Annotated in this window: 15 protein-coding genes and 1 pseudogene; 6 read left to right on the forward strand and 10 right to left on the reverse strand. The window is 60.1% G+C overall.

Features of this window, described 5'->3' with window-relative positions; genetic code table 11:
* Window positions 1-16: 16 nt before the first annotated feature.
* The 10 genes and pseudogenes from LOY35_RS17725 to LOY35_RS17770 all read right to left on the reverse strand — a co-directional run bounded on the left by LOY35_RS17725 (window position 17) and on the right by LOY35_RS17770 (window position 10,190).
* Complete coding sequence (locus LOY35_RS17725) at window positions 17-1,672, reverse strand: ABC transporter substrate-binding protein (protein ID WP_258625237.1); 1,656 nt, start codon at window positions 1,670-1,672, stop codon at window positions 17-19.
* A 144-nt stretch (window positions 1,673-1,816) separates the two neighbouring features.
* Window positions 1,817-3,091 (reverse strand): FAD-binding oxidoreductase, encoded by a 1,275-nt coding sequence (locus LOY35_RS17730; RefSeq protein ID WP_258625238.1) that lies wholly within the window; start codon window positions 3,089-3,091, stop codon window positions 1,817-1,819.
* A gap of 31 nt (window positions 3,092-3,122) precedes the next feature.
* Entirely contained in the window at window positions 3,123-3,791 is a 669-nt protein-coding gene (locus LOY35_RS17735; RefSeq protein ID WP_258625241.1) for a haloacid dehalogenase type II, read from the reverse strand.
* A 371-nt stretch (window positions 3,792-4,162) separates the two neighbouring features.
* Window positions 4,163-4,240: pseudogene (locus LOY35_RS17740) on the reverse strand (haloacid dehalogenase type II); the annotation flags it as partial.
* Between the two features lie 22 nt (window positions 4,241-4,262).
* Window positions 4,263-4,766 (reverse strand): Lrp/AsnC family transcriptional regulator, encoded by a 504-nt coding sequence (locus tag LOY35_RS17745; RefSeq protein ID WP_258625243.1) that lies wholly within the window; start codon window positions 4,764-4,766, stop codon window positions 4,263-4,265.
* 26 nt (window positions 4,767-4,792) lie between these two features.
* Entirely contained in the window at window positions 4,793-6,145 is a 1,353-nt protein-coding gene (locus tag LOY35_RS17750; protein WP_258625245.1) for an aspartate aminotransferase family protein, read from the reverse strand.
* Complete coding sequence (locus tag LOY35_RS17755; protein ID WP_258625246.1) at window positions 6,129-7,205, reverse strand: phosphotransferase; 1,077 nt, start codon at window positions 7,203-7,205, stop codon at window positions 6,129-6,131. Before LOY35_RS17755 ends, LOY35_RS17750 begins: the two co-directional genes overlap by 17 nt.
* Window positions 7,205-7,909 (reverse strand): haloacid dehalogenase type II, encoded by a 705-nt coding sequence (locus LOY35_RS17760; protein ID WP_258625248.1) that lies wholly within the window; start codon window positions 7,907-7,909, stop codon window positions 7,205-7,207. The genes LOY35_RS17755 and LOY35_RS17760 overlap by 1 nt, the downstream gene beginning before the upstream one ends.
* A 283-nt stretch (window positions 7,910-8,192) precedes the next feature.
* Window positions 8,193-9,164 (reverse strand): threonine/serine dehydratase, encoded by a 972-nt coding sequence (locus LOY35_RS17765; protein WP_258625249.1) that lies wholly within the window; start codon window positions 9,162-9,164, stop codon window positions 8,193-8,195.
* 36 nt (window positions 9,165-9,200) lie between these two features.
* Window positions 9,201-10,190 (reverse strand): ornithine cyclodeaminase family protein, encoded by a 990-nt coding sequence (locus LOY35_RS17770; protein ID WP_258625251.1) that lies wholly within the window; start codon window positions 10,188-10,190, stop codon window positions 9,201-9,203.
* A gap of 514 nt (window positions 10,191-10,704) precedes the next feature.
* Between LOY35_RS17770 and LOY35_RS17775 the strand changes: the two genes are divergently transcribed.
* From LOY35_RS17775 to LOY35_RS17800, 6 genes are all read left to right on the forward strand, one after another.
* The gene (locus LOY35_RS17775; protein WP_258625253.1) at window positions 10,705-12,030 is read left to right on the forward strand and encodes an FAD-binding oxidoreductase; all 1,326 of its coding nucleotides are present in this window, start codon (window positions 10,705-10,707) and stop codon (window positions 12,028-12,030) included.
* Between the two features lie 449 nt (window positions 12,031-12,479).
* Window positions 12,480-13,820 carry an OprD family porin gene (locus tag LOY35_RS17780; protein ID WP_258625254.1) on the forward strand — a complete coding sequence of 447 codons (1,341 nt, stop codon included), beginning with the start codon at window positions 12,480-12,482 and terminating at the stop codon, window positions 13,818-13,820.
* 383 nt (window positions 13,821-14,203) lie between these two features.
* Window positions 14,204-15,061, forward strand: coding sequence for a GNAT family N-acetyltransferase (locus LOY35_RS17785; RefSeq protein ID WP_258625256.1), 858 nt, complete (start codon window positions 14,204-14,206; stop codon window positions 15,059-15,061).
* A 54-nt stretch (window positions 15,062-15,115) separates the two neighbouring features.
* Window positions 15,116-15,829 (forward strand): cupin domain-containing protein, encoded by a 714-nt coding sequence (locus LOY35_RS17790; protein WP_258625259.1) that lies wholly within the window; start codon window positions 15,116-15,118, stop codon window positions 15,827-15,829.
* A gap of 161 nt (window positions 15,830-15,990) precedes the next feature.
* Window positions 15,991-16,185 carry a twin-arginine translocase TatA/TatE family subunit gene (tatA, locus tag LOY35_RS17795; protein ID WP_258625261.1) on the forward strand — a complete coding sequence of 65 codons (195 nt, stop codon included), beginning with the start codon at window positions 15,991-15,993 and terminating at the stop codon, window positions 16,183-16,185.
* A 287-nt stretch (window positions 16,186-16,472) separates the two neighbouring features.
* On the forward strand, window positions 16,473-17,933 hold the full coding sequence (locus LOY35_RS17800; protein WP_258625262.1) for an aldehyde dehydrogenase family protein: 1,461 nt from the start codon (window positions 16,473-16,475) through the stop codon (window positions 17,931-17,933).

A 17,933-nucleotide genomic window follows, 5' to 3' on the forward strand; every position in this document is an offset into this window, starting at 1 on the left:
TCGTTGCTCTGTTCGCTCAGGCATCCAGCCAGACGTGCTCGGCAAACATGTAGCCCATCAAGCCGCCAAGCGGGTGTGGAACCAGACCTTTCAACTTGGCATTGTGGCCATCGAGGCTGCTGGTGAACTGCGGAATGCCGACACCGCATTGTTCATGTACCAACACCTGCATATCGGCATACATCTGCTTGCGTTTGGCATCGTCGGTCTCCCCACGCGCGGCAAGTAGCAACTGGTCGAACTGCTCGTTCTTCCAACCGGATTCGTTCATGCCAGCGCCGGACTGGAAGAACAGGCTGAACAACAAATCAGCGGTTGGGCGCGCCCCGATGTTTCCGAAGCCCAGCGGATGCTTCATCCAGTGATTGGACCAGTAACCGTCCGCCGGCACCCGTTTGATATCGAGTTTGAGCCCGATCTGCTGTGCCGAGAGCTGCATCAGTTGAGCGATGTCCAGCGAGCCGGTGGCGGCTTCGGAAGCCACGATAGGCAGGGAGCGCCCGGCCATACCGGATTTCTTCAGGTGGAACTTCGCTTTCTCCGGATCGTGTTCGCGTTGTGGCAGGCCCGCGAAGTAGTAGCGATTGCTGGGAGCGATCGGCTGGTCGTTGGCGATGGTGCTGTAGCCACGAAAGGCTGCTCGATTGATCTGTTTGCGATCGAGCAGGTACTTCATCGCCAATACGAAGTCCGGGTTCTGGACCGGGCCCAGTTCATCACGCATCACCAGGTTGGTATAACCACCGGTAGCTGTCTCCATCAGCCCTACCTTGTCACTGTCGAGGATGCGCGCAGTCGAACGCGGATTGACCGGGTTGATGAGATCCACGTCGCCGGCGAGCAGTGCGCTGATACGGGCGGCCTCATCCGGGATCGAGAAGAACTCGATTTCGTCGAGGTAAGGCAGGCCCGGCTTCCAGTAGCTGTCGTTGCGCGCAGCGATCGAACGCACGCCCGGCTGGAACTCCGCGCACTTGAAGGGCCCGGTACCGTTGGCGGTGGCAAAATCGGTGGTCCCGTCACGCACAATGAGGAAGTGCGTGGTAGCGAGGATGGCCGGTAAGTCAGCGTTCGGGCTGGTCAACCGGATCAACACTTCATTCGGCCCGGTGGCCTTCACCTCATCCAACTGCTGGGCAATGGTCAGTGCCTTGGAACCGACCTGGGGAAGCTTGTGACGACTCAGCGAATAGACAACATCGGCCGAGGTGAACGGCTTGCCATCGTGGAAAACGACATCCTTGCGCAGCTTGACCGTCCAGGAGGTCGCGTCACTGGTATCGAACGACTCTGCCAGCGCCATGCGCGGTACCAGAGCCTCGTCCAGCGTGGTCAGGCCGTTATAGAACATATTGTGACGGCAGTAATCGGTGTAATTGCCGCCCTTCGCCGGATCCAGCGTATCGGCGGTCGAACTGGTCGCGCTGGCAACCTTGATGCGGCCACCACGTCTGCCTTTACCCGTCGCACCGACCGTCGCGCCGGCCTCCGCGGCGAACAGCCGACCGGCCGGGCCGAACAGGCTGCCGGCACCCGCGACGGCCACGCCTGCCAGACCCAGCATACGCAGCGCATCACGGCGTGACATGCCCCGATTGAGTCCCTCGAAGACACGCAGGCTTTGTTCGCCGGTGATCAGTGGGGATTCGGTTTTATTCTTGTTGTCAGTCATATCGGTTCTACCTGTCGATAATGAGAAGGCTCAAATGCTCACGGTCAAGCCTGAGCGACCTGGTAACGCAAACGACGGTGAAGCAACAAACTCAGTTATTCGGATAACGATGTCCGTACACACAACCCGAGGCAAAGAACGACCTCAATGCAAATAATCTTGTAGCCGGTAATAGAGACCCACTGCCGGGAGGAACCAGGGCTTGCCGAAGTGCCCCGGAATCGCCGGCCAATCCAGCTCACCCCAGGGATTGCCATCGGCCTTGCCGTCCATGACATCGGCCATCACCTGGCCCATGTGCACCGACATCTGCACCCCGTGGCCGCTATAGCCCATTGAGTGATAGACGCCGCCATGCTGGCCGGCTCGTGGCAGCCGGTCAGCCGTCATGTCCACCAACCCACCCCAGCAGTAATCGGTGCGCACATCGGCCAATTGCGGGAACATCCGCGTCATTGCCGCCTGCAACACCTTGCCACTCTTCGCATCGGAGTTGCCGCCAGACATGGCAAAGCGCGCCCGACCACCGAACAGCAGGCGATTGTCGGGTGTTACCCGGAAGTAGTTGCCGATCATGCGACTGGTGACGTATGAACGACGCTCCGGCAGGAGGCGGTCGAGCAGCGCGTCGGGCAATACTTCGGTGGCTACGATGAAACTGCCCACCGGCACGATCCGGCGGCGATACCAACCCAACCCGCCATGCTGGCACGCGCCGGTTGCCAACAGAACCTGCCCCGCCTGCAGGCTGCCGCGGCTGGTATCGACCCGATAACCACTGGTGTCTGCCTTCCAACCCTGGACAGTGGTCTGCTGGTAGATCAGCGCCCCGTGCCGTGCCGCCGCCTCGGCCAGACCGACACCGAAGCGCCCGATGTGCATTTGCACGCCGTTGCGCTGCAGCAGTCCGCCGTGAAACTCGGCCGAATCCACTTCGGTGCGGGCCTGGGCAGCGCTCAGCAACTCGACATCGGCATCCACCTCACGGCGAATCAGCTCGCAGGTCCGCGCCAGCCCTTCATAGTGCTGAGGCTTGGCCGCCAGTTTGAGCTTGCCGCCGCGTCTGAAGTCGCAGGCAATCCGCTCCTGCTCAACCAGCGTAACCACGCTCTGGACCGCGCTTTCATAGGCACGGTAATAAGCCCGAGCCTGTTCGGCGCCGAGGGTGGCTACGAGGCTGCCGTAGTCCTGGGCCACCCCGGTATTGCATTGCCCACCATTGCGCCCTGAGGCTTCGCCAACCACCCGCCCCGCCTCCAGCACCGCAACGCTCGCGCCTTTCAGAGCCAACGCGCGGGCTGCCGACAGACCGGTGAAACCGCCACCGACAACGACAACATCGACCCGCGCCGGCAGCGCCCCGGTCTGAGCCCCGGTGAACACCGGTGCGGTATCGAGCCAATAAGACTCACTGCGCATGGCTAACCCCTTATAGGTTGAGGAAGACGACTCAGAGACCGACCAGACCGGCCAGCCCGCCGATATCGGCGATCTGACGGTAGTTGTAGCAAGCATTGCCCGGCTGCTCGTGACCACGGGCGACGAAGGCCTTGTTCTGGATCTTCATGTCGTTGGCTGACATCAGGTCGTAACGGAAGCTCGAGGACACGTGCAACACGTCCTCCGGACCGCAACCGAGGTTGTCGAACATATATTCGAAGGCTTGCAGGCGCGGCTTGTAAGCCTGGGCCTGTTGGGCGGTGAAGACCTTGTGGAACGGCACGCCCAGTTTGTCGACGTTGGACATGATCTGTTCGTCCATCGCGTTGGAGAGGATCACCAGGGGAATCTTGTCGGCGATCTTCGCCAGGCCGGCCGTCACGTCGGGATGCGGGCCCCAGGTCGGCACCGCATCGTAATAAATCTGACCTTCGCCGCGATACTCGATGCCCCAACGCTTGCACAAGCGCGACATCGCGGTCTTGAGAATTTCATCGTAAGGCAGCCAGTCACCCATCACCTGGTCCAGGCGATAAGCGGTGAAATCCTTGACGAACTGATCCATCTGCTCAGGGGCAACGCGATCAGCGAACAGCTCGCGCGTCAGGGGGCCCATCTGAAAGTTGGTCAGCGTGCCGTAGCAGTCGAAGGTTATGTACTTGGGGCGCAGAAAGCTCATATGGGCAGTCCTGAAGTTCGTTGATAAACATGATGTCGACGGTATCGGCCCTTCTTTTCCGGATCGACGATGCGTCGCAGCACCACAACTTCATTACAGCACCGAGAAACCAGCATATGGCGTTAAAAGCGCGACCTGCTTGATATAAACCACCGTTTTGCCAGCCACACTCAGCAGACTTTGCGGAGCGCTTCAGAGCAGGGCATTTCCAGGCCCTCCGCACCCTTGCGGCTCATTTTTCCAAGTACCTGAAACAAGTGTAGGCGCGATTCCCGCAGAAAATGCGCCCGGCGAAAAGACAAAACGGGCGCTTTCCGGGGAAAGCACCCGTTTCCGTTGGCTGCGACTTGCGAGCCACGTCACGCGTGGCCCGAGGACACGTGCAACACGTCCTCCGGACCGCAACCGAGGTTGTCGAACATATATTCGAAGGCTTGCAGGCGCGGCCTGCCGGTCAACCGATGATATCGATCAATCCCAACTCGGCTTTCCGGTTGCGATCGTGCCCAGTGGATACCCGCGCTGATCGAGCGGCTGCCTCAGGACGATTCGACTGGCAAATCTCTCGATCCCGATATTGTCTTCCAGCAGCCGATCCATGAGCGCCTGGAAGCAGGAAATGTTTGGCGCCACGATCTTCAACAGGTAATCGTAGCCGCCACTCACGTTGTAGCACTCGATGATCTCCTGATACTTGTCGACCCCCGCTTCAAACCTGCGGAAGTCGCTGGGCCGGTGGCTGCTGATCGTCACCTCGGAGAACACCATGACGTGGCTGCCCAGCTTCTCCAGGGCTACCAGTGCGCGGTAGCCCTGGATAACGCCGGTCTCCTGAAGTCGTTTGGTACGGAGCAGGCACGGGCTCTCACTGAGAGCAATGGCTGCCGACAGGTCGACGTTCGAACAGCGTCCCTCTCGCTGAAGATGCACAAGAATCTTGATATCGAACGGGTCAAGGGAAGCTGAACATCGCATGTCGATTACCTTTAGTGCCTTGCCGGCTACCTTGTTCTCGCAGATTGCGCTACGGCCAGTGCTTCGTCCAGCGCCTCGATCACCATGCCGGCTTGCTCCGCAGACAGCACCAGCGGCGGTCGAATCTTGAGTACATTGTGCCCCTTCGCGCAGGCGCTGAGCAGGACACCCTTGTCGCGCATCCGATTGACCACCAGCGTAGTGAGCTCCCGGTCGGGCGCTCGCGTTACGCGATCCGAAACCAGTTCCACGCCGACGAACATGCCCACACCGCGCACGTCACCGATGGCCTCATGCCGGTTGGCGAGATTTGCAATGCCGTCGCGCAGAATCTTGCCGACCTTGGCCGCATGCTGCACCAGCTCTTCTTTCTCGAGCGTGTCCAGCACCGCCAGCGCCGCAGCGCACGATACGGTGTTGCCGGCGAAGGTATTGAAGTATCGAGAGTTCTTGCCAAATTCCGCCAGCGCGTCAGCAGTGGCCAGCAGTCCTGCGATAGGTTGTCCATTGCCCATCGGCTTGCCCAGGGTAACGATGTCAGGGTTGACGCCGTAACGTTGAAAGCCCCACATATGCTCGCCCGTCCTGCCGAAGCCGGGCTGGACCTCGTCGGCGATGAACAGGCCGCCGGCCCGCTTGATCGCCTCGACAGCGCCCTTCAACAAGCCCGCCGGTCCAGGAAGGATGCCGTCGCTGGTGAACATCGAATCGACAATCAGTGCCGCCGGCTTGATGCCGTGACGCTGCAGATCGGCGATCGCCGCCTCGACATCGCGGGTGAAGCGTTCGCAGAGGTCAGCGCCTTCGGCATGATAGAGGCTCGGCGCCGGAACCAGGCGAACGTGCGCACCGAGATCGACTGTCACGCCGAGTGACGGCGAAAATTTCGACACTGCGTCGGTGAAACCGTGATAAGCGGTTTCGGTCACGATTACGCCCGTGCCACCGGTGCGAACCTGCGCGATACGATAGGCCAGATCGTTTGCCTCGCTGCCCGTGCAGGTCAGCATGAGGTGAGCAAGCCGGGTCTCGGGTACGGTCGCGACCAGACGTTCGGCCAGTTCCAGAATGGTGTCATGCAGATAGCGGGTGTTGGTCGCGAGAGTCTGCACCTGCCGGCAGATCGCCTCGGTCACCGCCGGGTGACAATGCCCGAGTGACGCGACGTTGTTATATACGTCGAGATAACGACGGCCCTGCGGATCGATCAACCACACACCTTCGCCGCGCACGATGTGCAACGGATGTTCGTACATCAGCCGATAGGCCGGGCCGAGCAAGGCGTCGCGTCGCTCGATCATCGCCGCGGTGACAGGGCTCAGATTGGCGCGCCCGGGGATATAGGCGTTGACCATGTTGAGGTCAGTGGTGCTTTTCATCGGTTTGTCCTTTTCGTACTTCAGTAAGTAGTCGGTCGCGCGCCTCGGCGCGGGAAAGATCGGCCATCTGGGACAACGCCTCCCATGCTGCCGGGTTGTGGCGCATGATGTAGGCCCGGTTCTCGGGGTAGCGCCTGGCCCGCCACTCCGAAATCAACACGGTGATGAGATGACGTGTGGCCATAAGGTCGGCGACGATCTCCTGCTCCAGCTCACTGAGCGGCAGCGTCGCGTGGTAGGCACCGACGAACTGCGCCGCCCCTTCGAACGGATCAGTTGTGCCGCTCATGTGGAAAGCCGCCGCCGTAGCGACTTCACCGACCAGTGGCGCATACAGCATGTCGCCGAAATCTATGATTCCCACCATGCGCTCGTGATCCTCAGGGGCGACCAGCACGTTGTAGAGGTGGTAGTCGTTGTGGATCACCTGTGACCGCACCGAGGCCAGATGCGGCAGGACATACTCGGTGAAGCGCGTCATGAACGACTCGGCGAGCGCGCGACGCGAGGGGTCCACGATATCACCAAGCCTGGCTGCCAGCCGGTGTGCTGCGCAAACGTTCCAGAGCAGATCATGCGTCGCCGAAGGATGGGTGAATTCCCGCAACGCGAGATTCAGCCTGGCAAGCAACGTCGCCATCGCTCGACGCTGCGCGGCGGTTCGCACGGTATCCCGGATCTGGACGCCGTCGAGATAAGTCAGCATCCGCACGGTGGTCCGCACCCCATCGGTCAGCATTACAGTGTCACGCGCCTGTCCGCCAAGCGTGCGCACCACGCGGGGCACCACCAGCTCGGGCGCCACGCGGGCAATGTGCTCAAGCGCCGCGATCTGGAAATCAACCACCGAAACCGGCTCGGATGGATTGCTGATCTTGACGACGTAACGCCTGCCGTCGTCCGTCTCTATGCAGCAGTTCTGGTCGCGCTCGCCCACCAGGGATTTGACGCGGCCATTGATACCATAGAGACGGCGGACCAGGGCTCCCACCTCGTCTGGGGCAAGGCTGGGTACTGCCGTGCTCAACGCAGCAGCCGTGATCGGGGGATTCTCCTCCATCACGCGCCCCGTTTCATCGCGGGAGCCTGGGCCAGGCAGTCCAGGCCAAGCAAGCCGGGAAGTTGGCGAATATCGGTCAACCGGTCAACACCATAGCCGTCACACGCAGGCTCGTGTCCGCGGTCGATAAAGGCCTTGGCCATGAACCCCAGATCCGAAGCCGTCATAAGGTCGTAACGAAAACTCGATGAGACGTGCATCATCTGCTCGGGTCCGCAGCCGAGTTGATCGAACATGTATTCGAACATCTGCGCCCGTGGCTTGTAGGCGCGGGCCTCCTCGGCGGTGTAGACCGCGTGGAAAGGTGCCTTGAGGTGGGCGACGCTATGCGGGATCAGATCGACCATCGAGTTCGACAGGATCACCAGCGGGACATGCGCAGCGATTGCCGTCAGCGTCTCGACGACGTTCGGGTGGGGCTGCCAGGTCGGTACGGCCTCGTACAAGGCGAGCGCATCGGCAAGGCGATACTCGACACCGTGTTTCTTACAGGTGCGCTCAATGGCGTTCTGAACGACGTCAAAGAATGGCTTCCACTCGCCGAGTACTTCATCCAGGCGGTAGAAGCTGAAACTGCTCAGGAAAGCCGGCATCCGATCGCACGGAACACGATCTTCGAAAAGTTTTCTGGCGGTCGGCCCCATTTCGAAGTTGATGAGCGTCCCGTAGCAATCGAAGCTGATGAATTTCGGTTTGTATGTCACTTGGTCAATCTCCTGAATGTGGATGACAGTTGGTGACTACAAGTCTATGAATATCAGCCCTACGGAAATGCTCTATTGCGGTGAGACTCAGGCAGATTCCTTTTTGATCTGAAGCATGCCTGACATGATCTGCGGTACCCGTTGCCGGGCCCGGATAGAACGGCTCACCCTTTCTGATTCAGCAAAAAAAACGCCCCTCCATGAAGAAGGGGCGTTCGTCAGCGTCAGTCCGCGGTACCTCTGCGGCTTCATAGGCAGAGCATCTACCGCACGTGTCGAAAGCTTACTCGCCAGCTTTGTAGATCTCGGCAAGGTCGCACAGGTCCCAGTTACCGCCGGTCAGCACCACGCAGACCTTTTCATCCGGCCTGACCTTGACTACCCCCGCCAACAGCGCGCCGATGCCGATCGAAGCCGCTGGTTCAGCAATCAGTTTCGCGTCCTTGGCCAAGACACGCATGCCTTCGATGATGTGTTCGTCCTCGACCAGGACGATTTCGTCCACGTAGCGCTCGATGATGGGAAAGGGATTCTGCCCCGGCACGCTTATTCTCAAGCCATCGGCAATGGTGTTCTTCAAGGGAAGCGTGGTGCGTTCCTTGTTCAACCTGCTGTGATAGTACTTGGGGGTCAAGGCGGGTTCTGCGCCCACAACCCGTACCGATGGCCGGATTTCCTTGATGGCGGTGGCGATACCGGAAATCAGGCCGCCGCCCCCCATGGGAATGATGACTGTGTCCACATCCTGCAAGTCCTCCAGGATTTCGCAGCCAATCGTTCCCTGACCGGCCATCACCAGCGGGTCTTCGAAGGCATGGACGGCTGCGTAGCCATTTTCCGCTGCGATTTCGTACACCCTTTTCCACCGGGCAGCGGTGTCGCCATCAAACAGAATGACTTCCGCGCCAAGGGCTTTTGTATTGTCGATCTTGATTTTTGGCGTGGTAACCGGAAGCACCAGAATCGCTTTCACACCCAGCATTCGGGCTGCATAGGCGAGCCCTTGGGCGTGATTACCGGAAGACGTGGCGATGATGCCGTTGGCGATCTCTTCCCTGGACAGCGAGAGCGTCTTGTTCAGCGCACCGCGAATCTTGAACGCCCCGGTGATCTGCAGGGTTTCGGGCTTCAGATAGAGCTGACAACCCACAGCTTTCTCTATCTTTTCCGCACGCAGTAACGGCGTATGTTTGACATGGGGTTTCAGCCGCGCTTGGGCTTCTCGAATATCCTGCAGGGTTGGATAGTCACGCATGGAATTTCATCTCTCCGTACTGTCGAAAATCACTGATCAAAGGAACGCAAAGAAGGTCCCGACGTTGTTTTCCAGTGCATTGCGGTAGATTTTTTCCGCGGTGGTGTTGTCCTGTATTGCCATGCCCGTGGAATCGAAAATGGTGATTTCGTCATCGTTTTCCCGGCCAGGCTTTCTGCCCAGCAATATCTCGCCGAGCTCACCATGGATAGCGTCCCGGGTGATGATCTTCGCGTTCAGCGGATGCCAGGTCTCCCCTTTTTCGACACATTGGGAGATCGAGTCATTGACGATCCTGGCGTGCCTGAATATCTCGGGATCCAGCTCTTGCTTGCCCTGCTGGTCCGTCCCTATGGCTACGATGTGAGTACCGGGCTTTACCCAGCTCGCTTCCACCAAGGGACCTTTGCCACGAGTGGTGGTGATCAGGATATCCGCCTGTTCGACCGCCTCTTTCTTGGAACCGGCCAAGGTCACTGGAATACCGAACTCGCCTTCGATATCCGTTTTGAATCCGGCGAGCGCTTCCGGGTTTCTGCTCCAGGCGTGGATCTCTTCGATCTGCATCACCAGGCTGATGGCCCGAATCTGCATCCGAGCCTGGTTCCCTGTACCTATGGTGGTGATTTTCTTCGCACTCTTGCGTGCCAGTGCCTTTACCGAAACGGCCCCCGACGCCCCCGTCCTGAGACCGGTGAGCAGGCTTCCATCCATGACGCAGATCAGCGCACAACTCCTGGCATCGAACAACAGAATGGAGCCCATGCCGTTGGGCACGCCGTGTGCTGTCGGGTTATCGAGGAAGCCTCCGGAAGAAGCTTTCATCGAGATCATTTCGTTGGTCTTGCAGTAACCGACCTTGAAGTCGATTTCTCCGCGTGGTGCCGGCAGATGTATGCCTATGTAGTCAGGTTGTACCACCTGTCCACTGCTGAAGGCCTTGTACGCCTCCTCCACCGCACCGATGACATCCTGCATGGAGATCAATTTGCCGACTTCTTCTTTAGTAAGCAGCAGTGTTTTCATCTACGCCAACTCGCTGTTATTGGATGAGCACCTGCCAGGTTTACGCGCACATTCCACGGAATGTAGTCGCCCGGTTCGGTGCGGGCTCCACGAGAATGCCCTGCTCGTTCGCCTGCAAGCAGTATGCTGCCGAGTGCTCAGCAGAAAATTCCGGATACCCTGGGAATACGCAACTTCCGGTTTATTTTCACCGTCGGCGAAAGCTAACGCTTCGACCCGGAAACGTTCGGGAGGGTTTGTGGCATCGATCACTGCGGGCTGCGCAGCAGAAACTTGCGAGCGCATGCCCGAAAATACCCGATCCTGCGATTGCACACGCCCAATACGGCAGTCCTCTCGGGTCGAGATGACTAATATGAGACCAACGCAACGGCATTGGCAGCCGGATTCCCGCGCGGGCCGATCACTTCATCGGCGAGCACTGGCGTCACGGTATTGAAGCCACGTTGCAGCATTGCCTGCATGGCTCACTACCGAGCGATAAAACAAATTGATTCCAGGCCAGGAGAATAGAATGCCGGCTCCCTTGATAACCATTGCGTCCACACCGGAGCTGCCGAAAAGCGCCGATGCCGTCGTCATCGGCGGTGGCATTATCGGCGTCTGCGCCGCCTATTTCATGGCCCGTCAGGGGATGAGCGTTGCTGTCATCGAGAAGGGCCGCATAGGAGCCGAGCAGTCCAGCCGCAACTGGGGTTGGTGCCGTCAGCAGAACCGCGACGCACGCGAATTGCCGTTATCGACCAAAAGTCTCGCGCTCTGGGAGGAGATCACCGCTGACCTGGACGAGGACCTGGGCTTTCGCCGCTGCGGATTGTTCTATCTCTCGGATAGCCAGGCCGAGCTCGACGGTTGGGCAAAATGGCGCGATTTCGCGCTCACTCAGGGGGTCACGACTCATATGCTGAGCGGCGCCGAAGCCACGCAACGCGGCGCGGCAACCGGCAAGCCCTGGTTGGGTGGTGTATTTTCGCCGTCCGACGGCATCGCTGACCCGTCACGGGCGGCCCCGCTGATTGCCAAGGGCGTGATCAAGCATGGCGGTTCGATACACCAATTCTGCGCAGCTCGCGGCGTCGAGACCGAAGCCGGCCGGGTGTCGGGTGTCATTACGGAAAAGGGCGTGATCAAGACCCGTCAGGTAGTGATGGCTGGCGGCGCCTGGGCCTCTTCCTTCTGTGCCCAGCTTGGCATTCGCTTTCCCCAGGCGTCGGTGCGATCGAGCATCATGTCGGTCATGCCGGGAGCCCAGGGGCTTCCCGACACACTTCATACCAGCGATGTGACCGTCACGCGGCGCGGGGATGGCGGTTACACGCTGGCCATTTCCGGACGGGCCTGTGTGGATCCGACGCCGCAGCAACTCCGGTTCTCATCGTACTTTCTGCCGATGTTCGCCAAGCGCTGGCAAATGCTCTCGCCCGGTGATCTGCAAGGTTGGCAGTACGGACACGAGACGCGCCGCAAATGGGCGCTCGACCGACCTACACCGATGGAGCGCGTCCGTATCCTCGACCCTCGCCCATCAGATGCAATCCTGAAGGAAACCCTCGCCCGGGCACGCCGGCTGTTGCCCGCCCTGGGCAGCGTACCCATTCAGGCAGGTTGGGCAGGCTATATCGACAGCACCCCCGACGGTGTGCCGGTTATCGACGAAGCGCAGAACCTGCCCGGGTTCATTCTGGCCGCCGGCTTCTCGGGTCACGGCTTTGGCATCGGTCCCGGTGCCGGGCGCCTGATTGCCGAACTCGCGACCGGTACGACGCCATTTGTGGACCACACCCACTACTCACTTGCCCGTCTGAACAAAGGGGTCTGGGGTAAGGTCTCCGAGTTCTGAACATCGTTCTTCGTTCTTCGTTGTTTGACGGGAGCTTTGCTCCCGTTTTTTTTACCCGCTGGAACCACCCGCCCCTTCCCGGAAAACCAGTCATGGCCTGCTTGCGAAAACGCTTGGAAACCCATCCGGCGAGGCGCCAACCAAGCCTTCAACCCAGAAAAGCCAGCCGACATTTGCTGCCGACATTGCCTTCGATTTGAGCCGTGGATGCGGTCTGTCGAGCCATCTTTTATGCAATCTGCCGAATTACTTTCCGCCCCTTGTCAGGCCTGGCGACAGCTGCGATACAGCCACCGCGCCGAGGGCAGCAAAGAGCAGATTGTCGATGCAATGAGCTGACCGTCAGGGCTCGTCACTCTCGCGAAATTGTCCCGGAGCCGGTTCTGCCGCAGACACGTTGTCCACCGCAAGGGCAACGAAAACCAATAAGAAAATCACTGGAGTCACCCATGAATGTCGTGAAACACAGCTGTCTCGCCCTGGCCGTCACCGCCACGGTCTCGCAACTGGCCGTCGCCGGTCAGCAGGAGGAGGCCAAGGGGTTTGTCGAGGAGAGCAGTCTGAACCTGCTCAACCGTAACTTCTACATGAACCGCGACATGCGCAACGGCGGCAGCAATAGTCAGGGCATCAACGGCGCCAAGCCGGCCAGTGAGCGCAATGGCTACCGTGAAGAGTGGGCACAGGGCGCCATGCTCAACTTCGCATCAGGCTTCACCCAAGGCACCATTGGCTTCGGCACCGATGCCTTCGCTTACGGCGGGGCCAAGTTGGACACCGGCCGCGGCCGGACCGGCAACGGTCTGCTGCCTATCAGCAACAACCAAACCTCCGATGCCAATGTGCCGGACGCCTACGGCGAAATCGGGGGAGCAGTGAAAATGCGCGTCTCCTCCACTGTATTGAAGTACGGCGAACAGCGACCGACCGCCCCGGTATTCGCCATGGGTGACAACCGCCTGTTGCCGGAAGTGGCCACCGGCTTCCAGCTGTCGAGCAAAGAGTTCGATGATCTTTTCCTCGAGGCCGGTCACTTCACCGCGTACAACGGCAGGAATTCGACCAACTCCAATGACAAGCTGGTCACCAGCTATGCAGGTGTCGAAGCCGACAGCCTCGACTTCGCCGGCGGCTCCTACAAGGTCAACGACAATCTCCGCCTGATGGCCTACACCAGCAGGGCCGAAGAGGTCTGGCGCCAATACTTCGGCAGCGCTTCCTACACCCTGCCGCTGGCCGACAAACAGTCATTGAACTTCGGCCTGACCGCCTACAAGACCAGTGACGAGGGGCAAGCCCGCGCCGGCAAGATCGACACCACCAGCTGGTCGGCCAAGGCCGCCTATACCTTCGGCCCGCACAAGCTCAGCCTGGCCTATCAGAAGATCGATGGCGACGAGACCTTCGACTATATCGGTGTCGACTCGATCTGGTTGGCGAACTCGGTGCAGTACTCCGACTTCAACAGCCCCAACGAGCGCTCCATGCAGATCCGCTACGACATCGACATGGCCAGTTTCGGTGTACCAGGCCTGAGCCTCATGACCCGCTACGTCAAGGGCGACCAGATCGATTTCACCAAAGCCGATCCCAACGGTTCCTATTTCCGTGCCGGTGCTGACGACGAGAAGCAGTGGGAACGCGATATCGAAGCCAAATACGTGGTCCAGTCAGGTTCGGCCAAGGACCTGTCCTTGCGCCTGCGCCAGGCCACCCATCGCTCCAGCTCGTATGAAACCGATGTGGATGAGGTGCGTCTGATCGTCGAATACCCACTGAGCATCTTGTAACGGTTTCTCCCGGTCGGCTTTTCCGCTCGTGAGTCGACCGGTTTTCTTGAAGGCTTTTTCCACGCTCCCTTTGCCTTGAGCGCCCATCCGGGCGCTTTTTTTTTGGAGATGAACTTATTGAAGGCTCAGGTGGATCTTGCCGCGCCCGGAGTGCGTCGACGCCGCCCTGTGAGGGGTAAAGCCGACTCATCCTCGCGACAAACAGCCAAGTATTTATTGCTGATGGTGAGTCTCATTTAAGTAATAAATAGGGTCTGCAAAGCTGTCACTTGGGGATTCTGCCGAATTGACTCCAACCCCTTGTCAGGGCTCGTAGCAAGTGGGATATAGCCGTTATCGCCGGTGAAAACTTGCCACTGTCCCCCCCTTAACGGAGACCTGCCATGTCCGTCTCGCAGAAGCCCTCGTATCGTTATCGTCCCATGACCGCCGCCGATGTAGCGGCAGCCCACGCCTTGTCGGTCCGATTGAAGTGGCCTCACCGCCTGGAGGACTGGGCCATGCTGCAGCGTATCGCCGAGGGCTTCGTCGTCGAAGACAGCGACCGCTTGATCGGTACCGCATTCACTTGCCCACAGGGTGCTTACGCCACCATCGGCCTGGTTATCGTCAGTGATGATTACCAAGGCCAAGGCATCGGTCGCAAACTGATGGATCTGGCCCTGGAGGCCAGCACGCCGCGCACCGCTATCCTCAACGCCACACTGGCGGGTGCCCCGCTTTATGTCAGCCAGGGTTTTGTCGAGTTCGGCCATATCCACCAGCATCAGGGCCAGGCGCAAGCTCACGATACCCCTGCCCTGTCAGCCGGTGAGCAGTGCCGGCCCTTGACCGTAGCCGATCGGGCTCGCCTACTCGAACTGGCCAATGCGGGCAGCGGTCTGGACCGGGAAACCGTACTCACCGACCTGTTCGATGCGGTCGAACATGCCGTCGGTATCGAGCGCGACGGCCAACTATGCGCCTTCGCGATCCAGCGCGCCTTCGGCCGCGGCCACTGTATCGGCCCAGTCATTGCGCAGAATCCCGAGCAGGCCAAACACCTGATAGCCGCGCTGTTGGCGCAGGTGCCGGATGAGTTCGTCCGTATCGACACGCCGGCCGATCACGGCCTGTCCGATTGGCTCGACGCAGCGGGTCTGAAACAGGTCGACAAGGTCGCACAGATGGCGCGCGGGACACCCCCTCAGTCTGCCGACGGCGTCAAGCAATTCGCCGTCGTCAGCCAGGCCATTGGCTGACGGCCTCAACGTACACCCACCTACCGCGACCCATTCCCACCTGGAGATCTCCTGATGTTAGAGCCCACCTCAGTGCTGCTGGCACGCGCCGACGGCACCCCTGTCCCGACCACATTCACCGCTGGCCCCTTGAGCGCGGGAGATCCCTTCGGTGCGCAGCGCAGAACCGCCTATACCAGTCCGGGTGATATCACTGCCGGCGTGGTCGAAGCCAGCGGACAATTCAGCACCGATGAGTATCCTTATGCCGAGATGATCGTCGTCCATTCCGGACGGGTCACCCTGCAGAGCCTGGGCAGCACCTTGGAGTTGGGCCCCGGCGACAGCGCCGTGATCGGCCGCGGCTCGCCGCTACGGGTTGAGGTGCAAGGGGACGCCGTTTGGGCGTTCTGCGCCGATATCCAGAACATCGGCGAGCGCAATCCAGGTCTCACGCTGCTCGACCCGCTCGCCGCGCTCTCACCCTCCATTCCGCCGGATGCCGAGATTCTGATCAGCTCGACACCGCAATGCCGCTCACACGGCATGTTCGTCGAAGAACCGACCAATCTGCTCATCGGCGTCTGGGACTCGACACCCTATACGCGCCGGTCGCGCCCCCACAAGCTGCATGAGCTGATGCACCTGATCGAAGGCAGCGTCACCCTGCAGGCGGCGGACGGCAGCGAGCTGGTGGTCAACACCGGCGATACAGTATTCGTGCCCAAGGGCGTGCCATGCGCCTGGAAGAGCACCGTCTACGTTCGCAAGTTCTACGCCGTCAAGTAACGCGAGCGATATTGGGTGCCGGCGGACGATATCGATCCGCGGGCACCATTCACATTCGGTCCGCGGCGAAAAGCCCGGCGCGTACAACGCCGTCATGTCCATGCTGGCGTGAGCATTCATCCTTCCCCGATCCATCGACCACTCATTACGGAGCGCACATCATGGGAATAGGCGGCATCAGTATCGGCAAATTTCTGATCATCCTGCTGATCGTGATCATGCTGTTCGGCACCAAACGCCTGAGGGGGTTGGGCTCGGATATCGGCGACACGATCAAGGGATTCCGCAAGGCCATGGGAGATGACAACAAGTCAGCCGTTGAAGAACACCCTACGGACCAGGCCAAAAAGTACTGAACGCCAATCGCCATCAGTGTCGGCAAATATCACCGGTGGCCTTGTCCCCTGAATGCCGACTGATGCTGGCATCGCCCCATGCCGCAAGCGCGTGATCCTGCCGCGGCGCGGCCTCGAGTCGTTCTGCATTACGTTCTCGTGAGGTTGACTCGATATACAGCAGATTCTCCTTCGCCAACCTCAAGAACGGCATACCTCACCAGGGCCGCCTTGTTAGTTTATTGAGCAGACACGACATCACGATCTGCTGCTGGCAGCGCTTTCACCACTCAATGGGAGCCCATTGCATGACTACCCAATTTTCGAACCGCTACGGCGTCGACCCACAAATGTGTCGGCAGTTTTATATCAACGGCATGTGGTCGTCGCCGGCCCACCTGGCAACACAGCAGGTGGTCAATCCGGCCACCGAGGAAGTTGTCGCCGAAGTCGCTCGGGGTTCCACCGAAGATGTCGACCGGGCAGTGGCGGCCGCGCGCACCGCGTTTGCCGATTGGTCCGCCACCTCGGTGGAAACCCGCGTTTCGATTTTGGGAAAGATTCATGAGCTGCTCCTTGAGCGCAAGGAAGTGCTGGCCCAGGCATTGTCGCTGGAAATGGGCGCGGCCATTGGCTTCGCGCGGTCCATGCAGGTGCCGCTGGCCGCCGAACACGTTCGGGTGGCCCGGGATGTGCTGTCCACGTATCAATTTCAGAAGGTCGAAAATGGCACCGCCATTCAACGCGAGGCCATTGGTGTCTGCGCCCTTATCACGCCATGGAACTGGCCGCTCTACCAGATCACCGCCAAAGTCGCCCCGGCAATTGCCGCCGGCTGCACCGTGGTGCTCAAACCCAGCGAACTCTCGCCCCTGAGCGCCCTGCTATTCGCCCAACTGCTGCATGACGCCGGCCTTCCACCAGGCGTGTTCAACCTGGTGAACGGCAGCGGTGTCGACGTCGGCGCAGCCATGGCAGCACACCCCGATATCGACATGATCTCCATCACCGGCTCCAACCGTGCGGGTGCCCTGGTAGCCCAGGCAGCCGCCCCCACGGCGAAGCGCGTCACCCAGGAACTGGGCGGCAAATCGCCCAATATACTCTTGCCGGACACTGACTTCGCCAAGGCCGTACCACCCGGCGTGATGTCGGCGTTCCGTAACGTCGGTCAGTCATGCAGTGCGCCTACCCGGATGATCGTGCCCCGCAACCGGCTGGCGGAAGTCGAAGCACTGGCCGCCGCGACGGCCAATGCGATCATCGTTGGAGACCCTCGATCGGAAGACACGGTACTCGGCCCGATCGCCAACGAACCCCAGTTCAAGCGCGTGCAGACGATGATCGAGACGGGCATCGCCGAGGGTGCAAAACTGATTTGCGGCGGACCAGGACGCGTGCAAGGTTTCGAGAAGGGTTTCTACACCCGACCGACCATTTTCTCGGACGTCAGCAGCGCCATGCACATTGCCCAGGAAGAGATCTTCGGACCGGTGCTGTGCATCATCCCTTACGACACCGTGGATGAAGCAGTCGCGATCGCGAACGACAGCGTCTATGGGCTTGGTGCCCACGTCCAGTCCCAGGACCTGGAACTGGCGCGCGCCGTTGCCTCGCGCATCCGCTCCGGACAAGTGCTGTTGAACTATCCGGCGTGGAACCCCATGGCCCCGTTCGGCGGGTACAAGCGCTCAGGAAACGGCCGTGAATATGGAGTCCACGGGTTCGAGGAATATCTGGAGATCAAGGCGATCATCGGGTTTGCCTGA

The organism is Pseudomonas sp. B21-028 (assembly GCF_024749045.1).
In the GTDB taxonomy this organism is placed as follows: domain Bacteria; phylum Pseudomonadota; class Gammaproteobacteria; order Pseudomonadales; family Pseudomonadaceae; genus Aquipseudomonas.

What these genes read in the sequence shown, in the direction of transcription:
- LOY35_RS17765 (WP_258625249.1), bottom strand. Translation starts at nt 9,164, where the DNA reads ATGCGTGACTATCCAACCCTGCAGGATATTCGAGAAGCCCAAGCGCGG.
- LOY35_RS17735 (WP_258625241.1), bottom strand. Translation starts at nt 3,791, where the DNA reads ATGAGCTTTCTGCGCCCCAAGTACATAACCTTCGACTGCTACGGCACG.
- LOY35_RS17780 (WP_258625254.1), top strand. Translation starts at nt 12,480, where the DNA reads ATGAATGTCGTGAAACACAGCTGTCTCGCCCTGGCCGTCACCGCCACG.
- LOY35_RS17775 (WP_258625253.1), top strand. Translation starts at nt 10,705, where the DNA reads ATGCCGGCTCCCTTGATAACCATTGCGTCCACACCGGAGCTGCCGAAA.
- LOY35_RS17725 (WP_258625237.1), bottom strand. Translation starts at nt 1,672, where the DNA reads ATGACTGACAACAAGAATAAAACCGAATCCCCACTGATCACCGGCGAA.
- tatA (WP_258625261.1), top strand. Translation starts at nt 15,991, where the DNA reads ATGGGAATAGGCGGCATCAGTATCGGCAAATTTCTGATCATCCTGCTG.
- LOY35_RS17790 (WP_258625259.1), top strand. Translation starts at nt 15,116, where the DNA reads ATGTTAGAGCCCACCTCAGTGCTGCTGGCACGCGCCGACGGCACCCCT.
- LOY35_RS17755 (WP_258625246.1), bottom strand. Translation starts at nt 7,205, where the DNA reads ATGGAGGAGAATCCCCCGATCACGGCTGCTGCGTTGAGCACGGCAGTA.
- LOY35_RS17800 (WP_258625262.1), top strand. Translation starts at nt 16,473, where the DNA reads ATGACTACCCAATTTTCGAACCGCTACGGCGTCGACCCACAAATGTGT.
- LOY35_RS17770 (WP_258625251.1), bottom strand. Translation starts at nt 10,190, where the DNA reads ATGAAAACACTGCTGCTTACTAAAGAAGAAGTCGGCAAATTGATCTCC.
- LOY35_RS17730 (WP_258625238.1), bottom strand. Translation starts at nt 3,091, where the DNA reads ATGCGCAGTGAGTCTTATTGGCTCGATACCGCACCGGTGTTCACCGGG.
- LOY35_RS17745 (WP_258625243.1), bottom strand. Translation starts at nt 4,766, where the DNA reads ATGCGATGTTCAGCTTCCCTTGACCCGTTCGATATCAAGATTCTTGTG.
- LOY35_RS17785 (WP_258625256.1), top strand. Translation starts at nt 14,204, where the DNA reads ATGTCCGTCTCGCAGAAGCCCTCGTATCGTTATCGTCCCATGACCGCC.
- LOY35_RS17750 (WP_258625245.1), bottom strand. Translation starts at nt 6,145, where the DNA reads ATGAAAAGCACCACTGACCTCAACATGGTCAACGCCTATATCCCCGGG.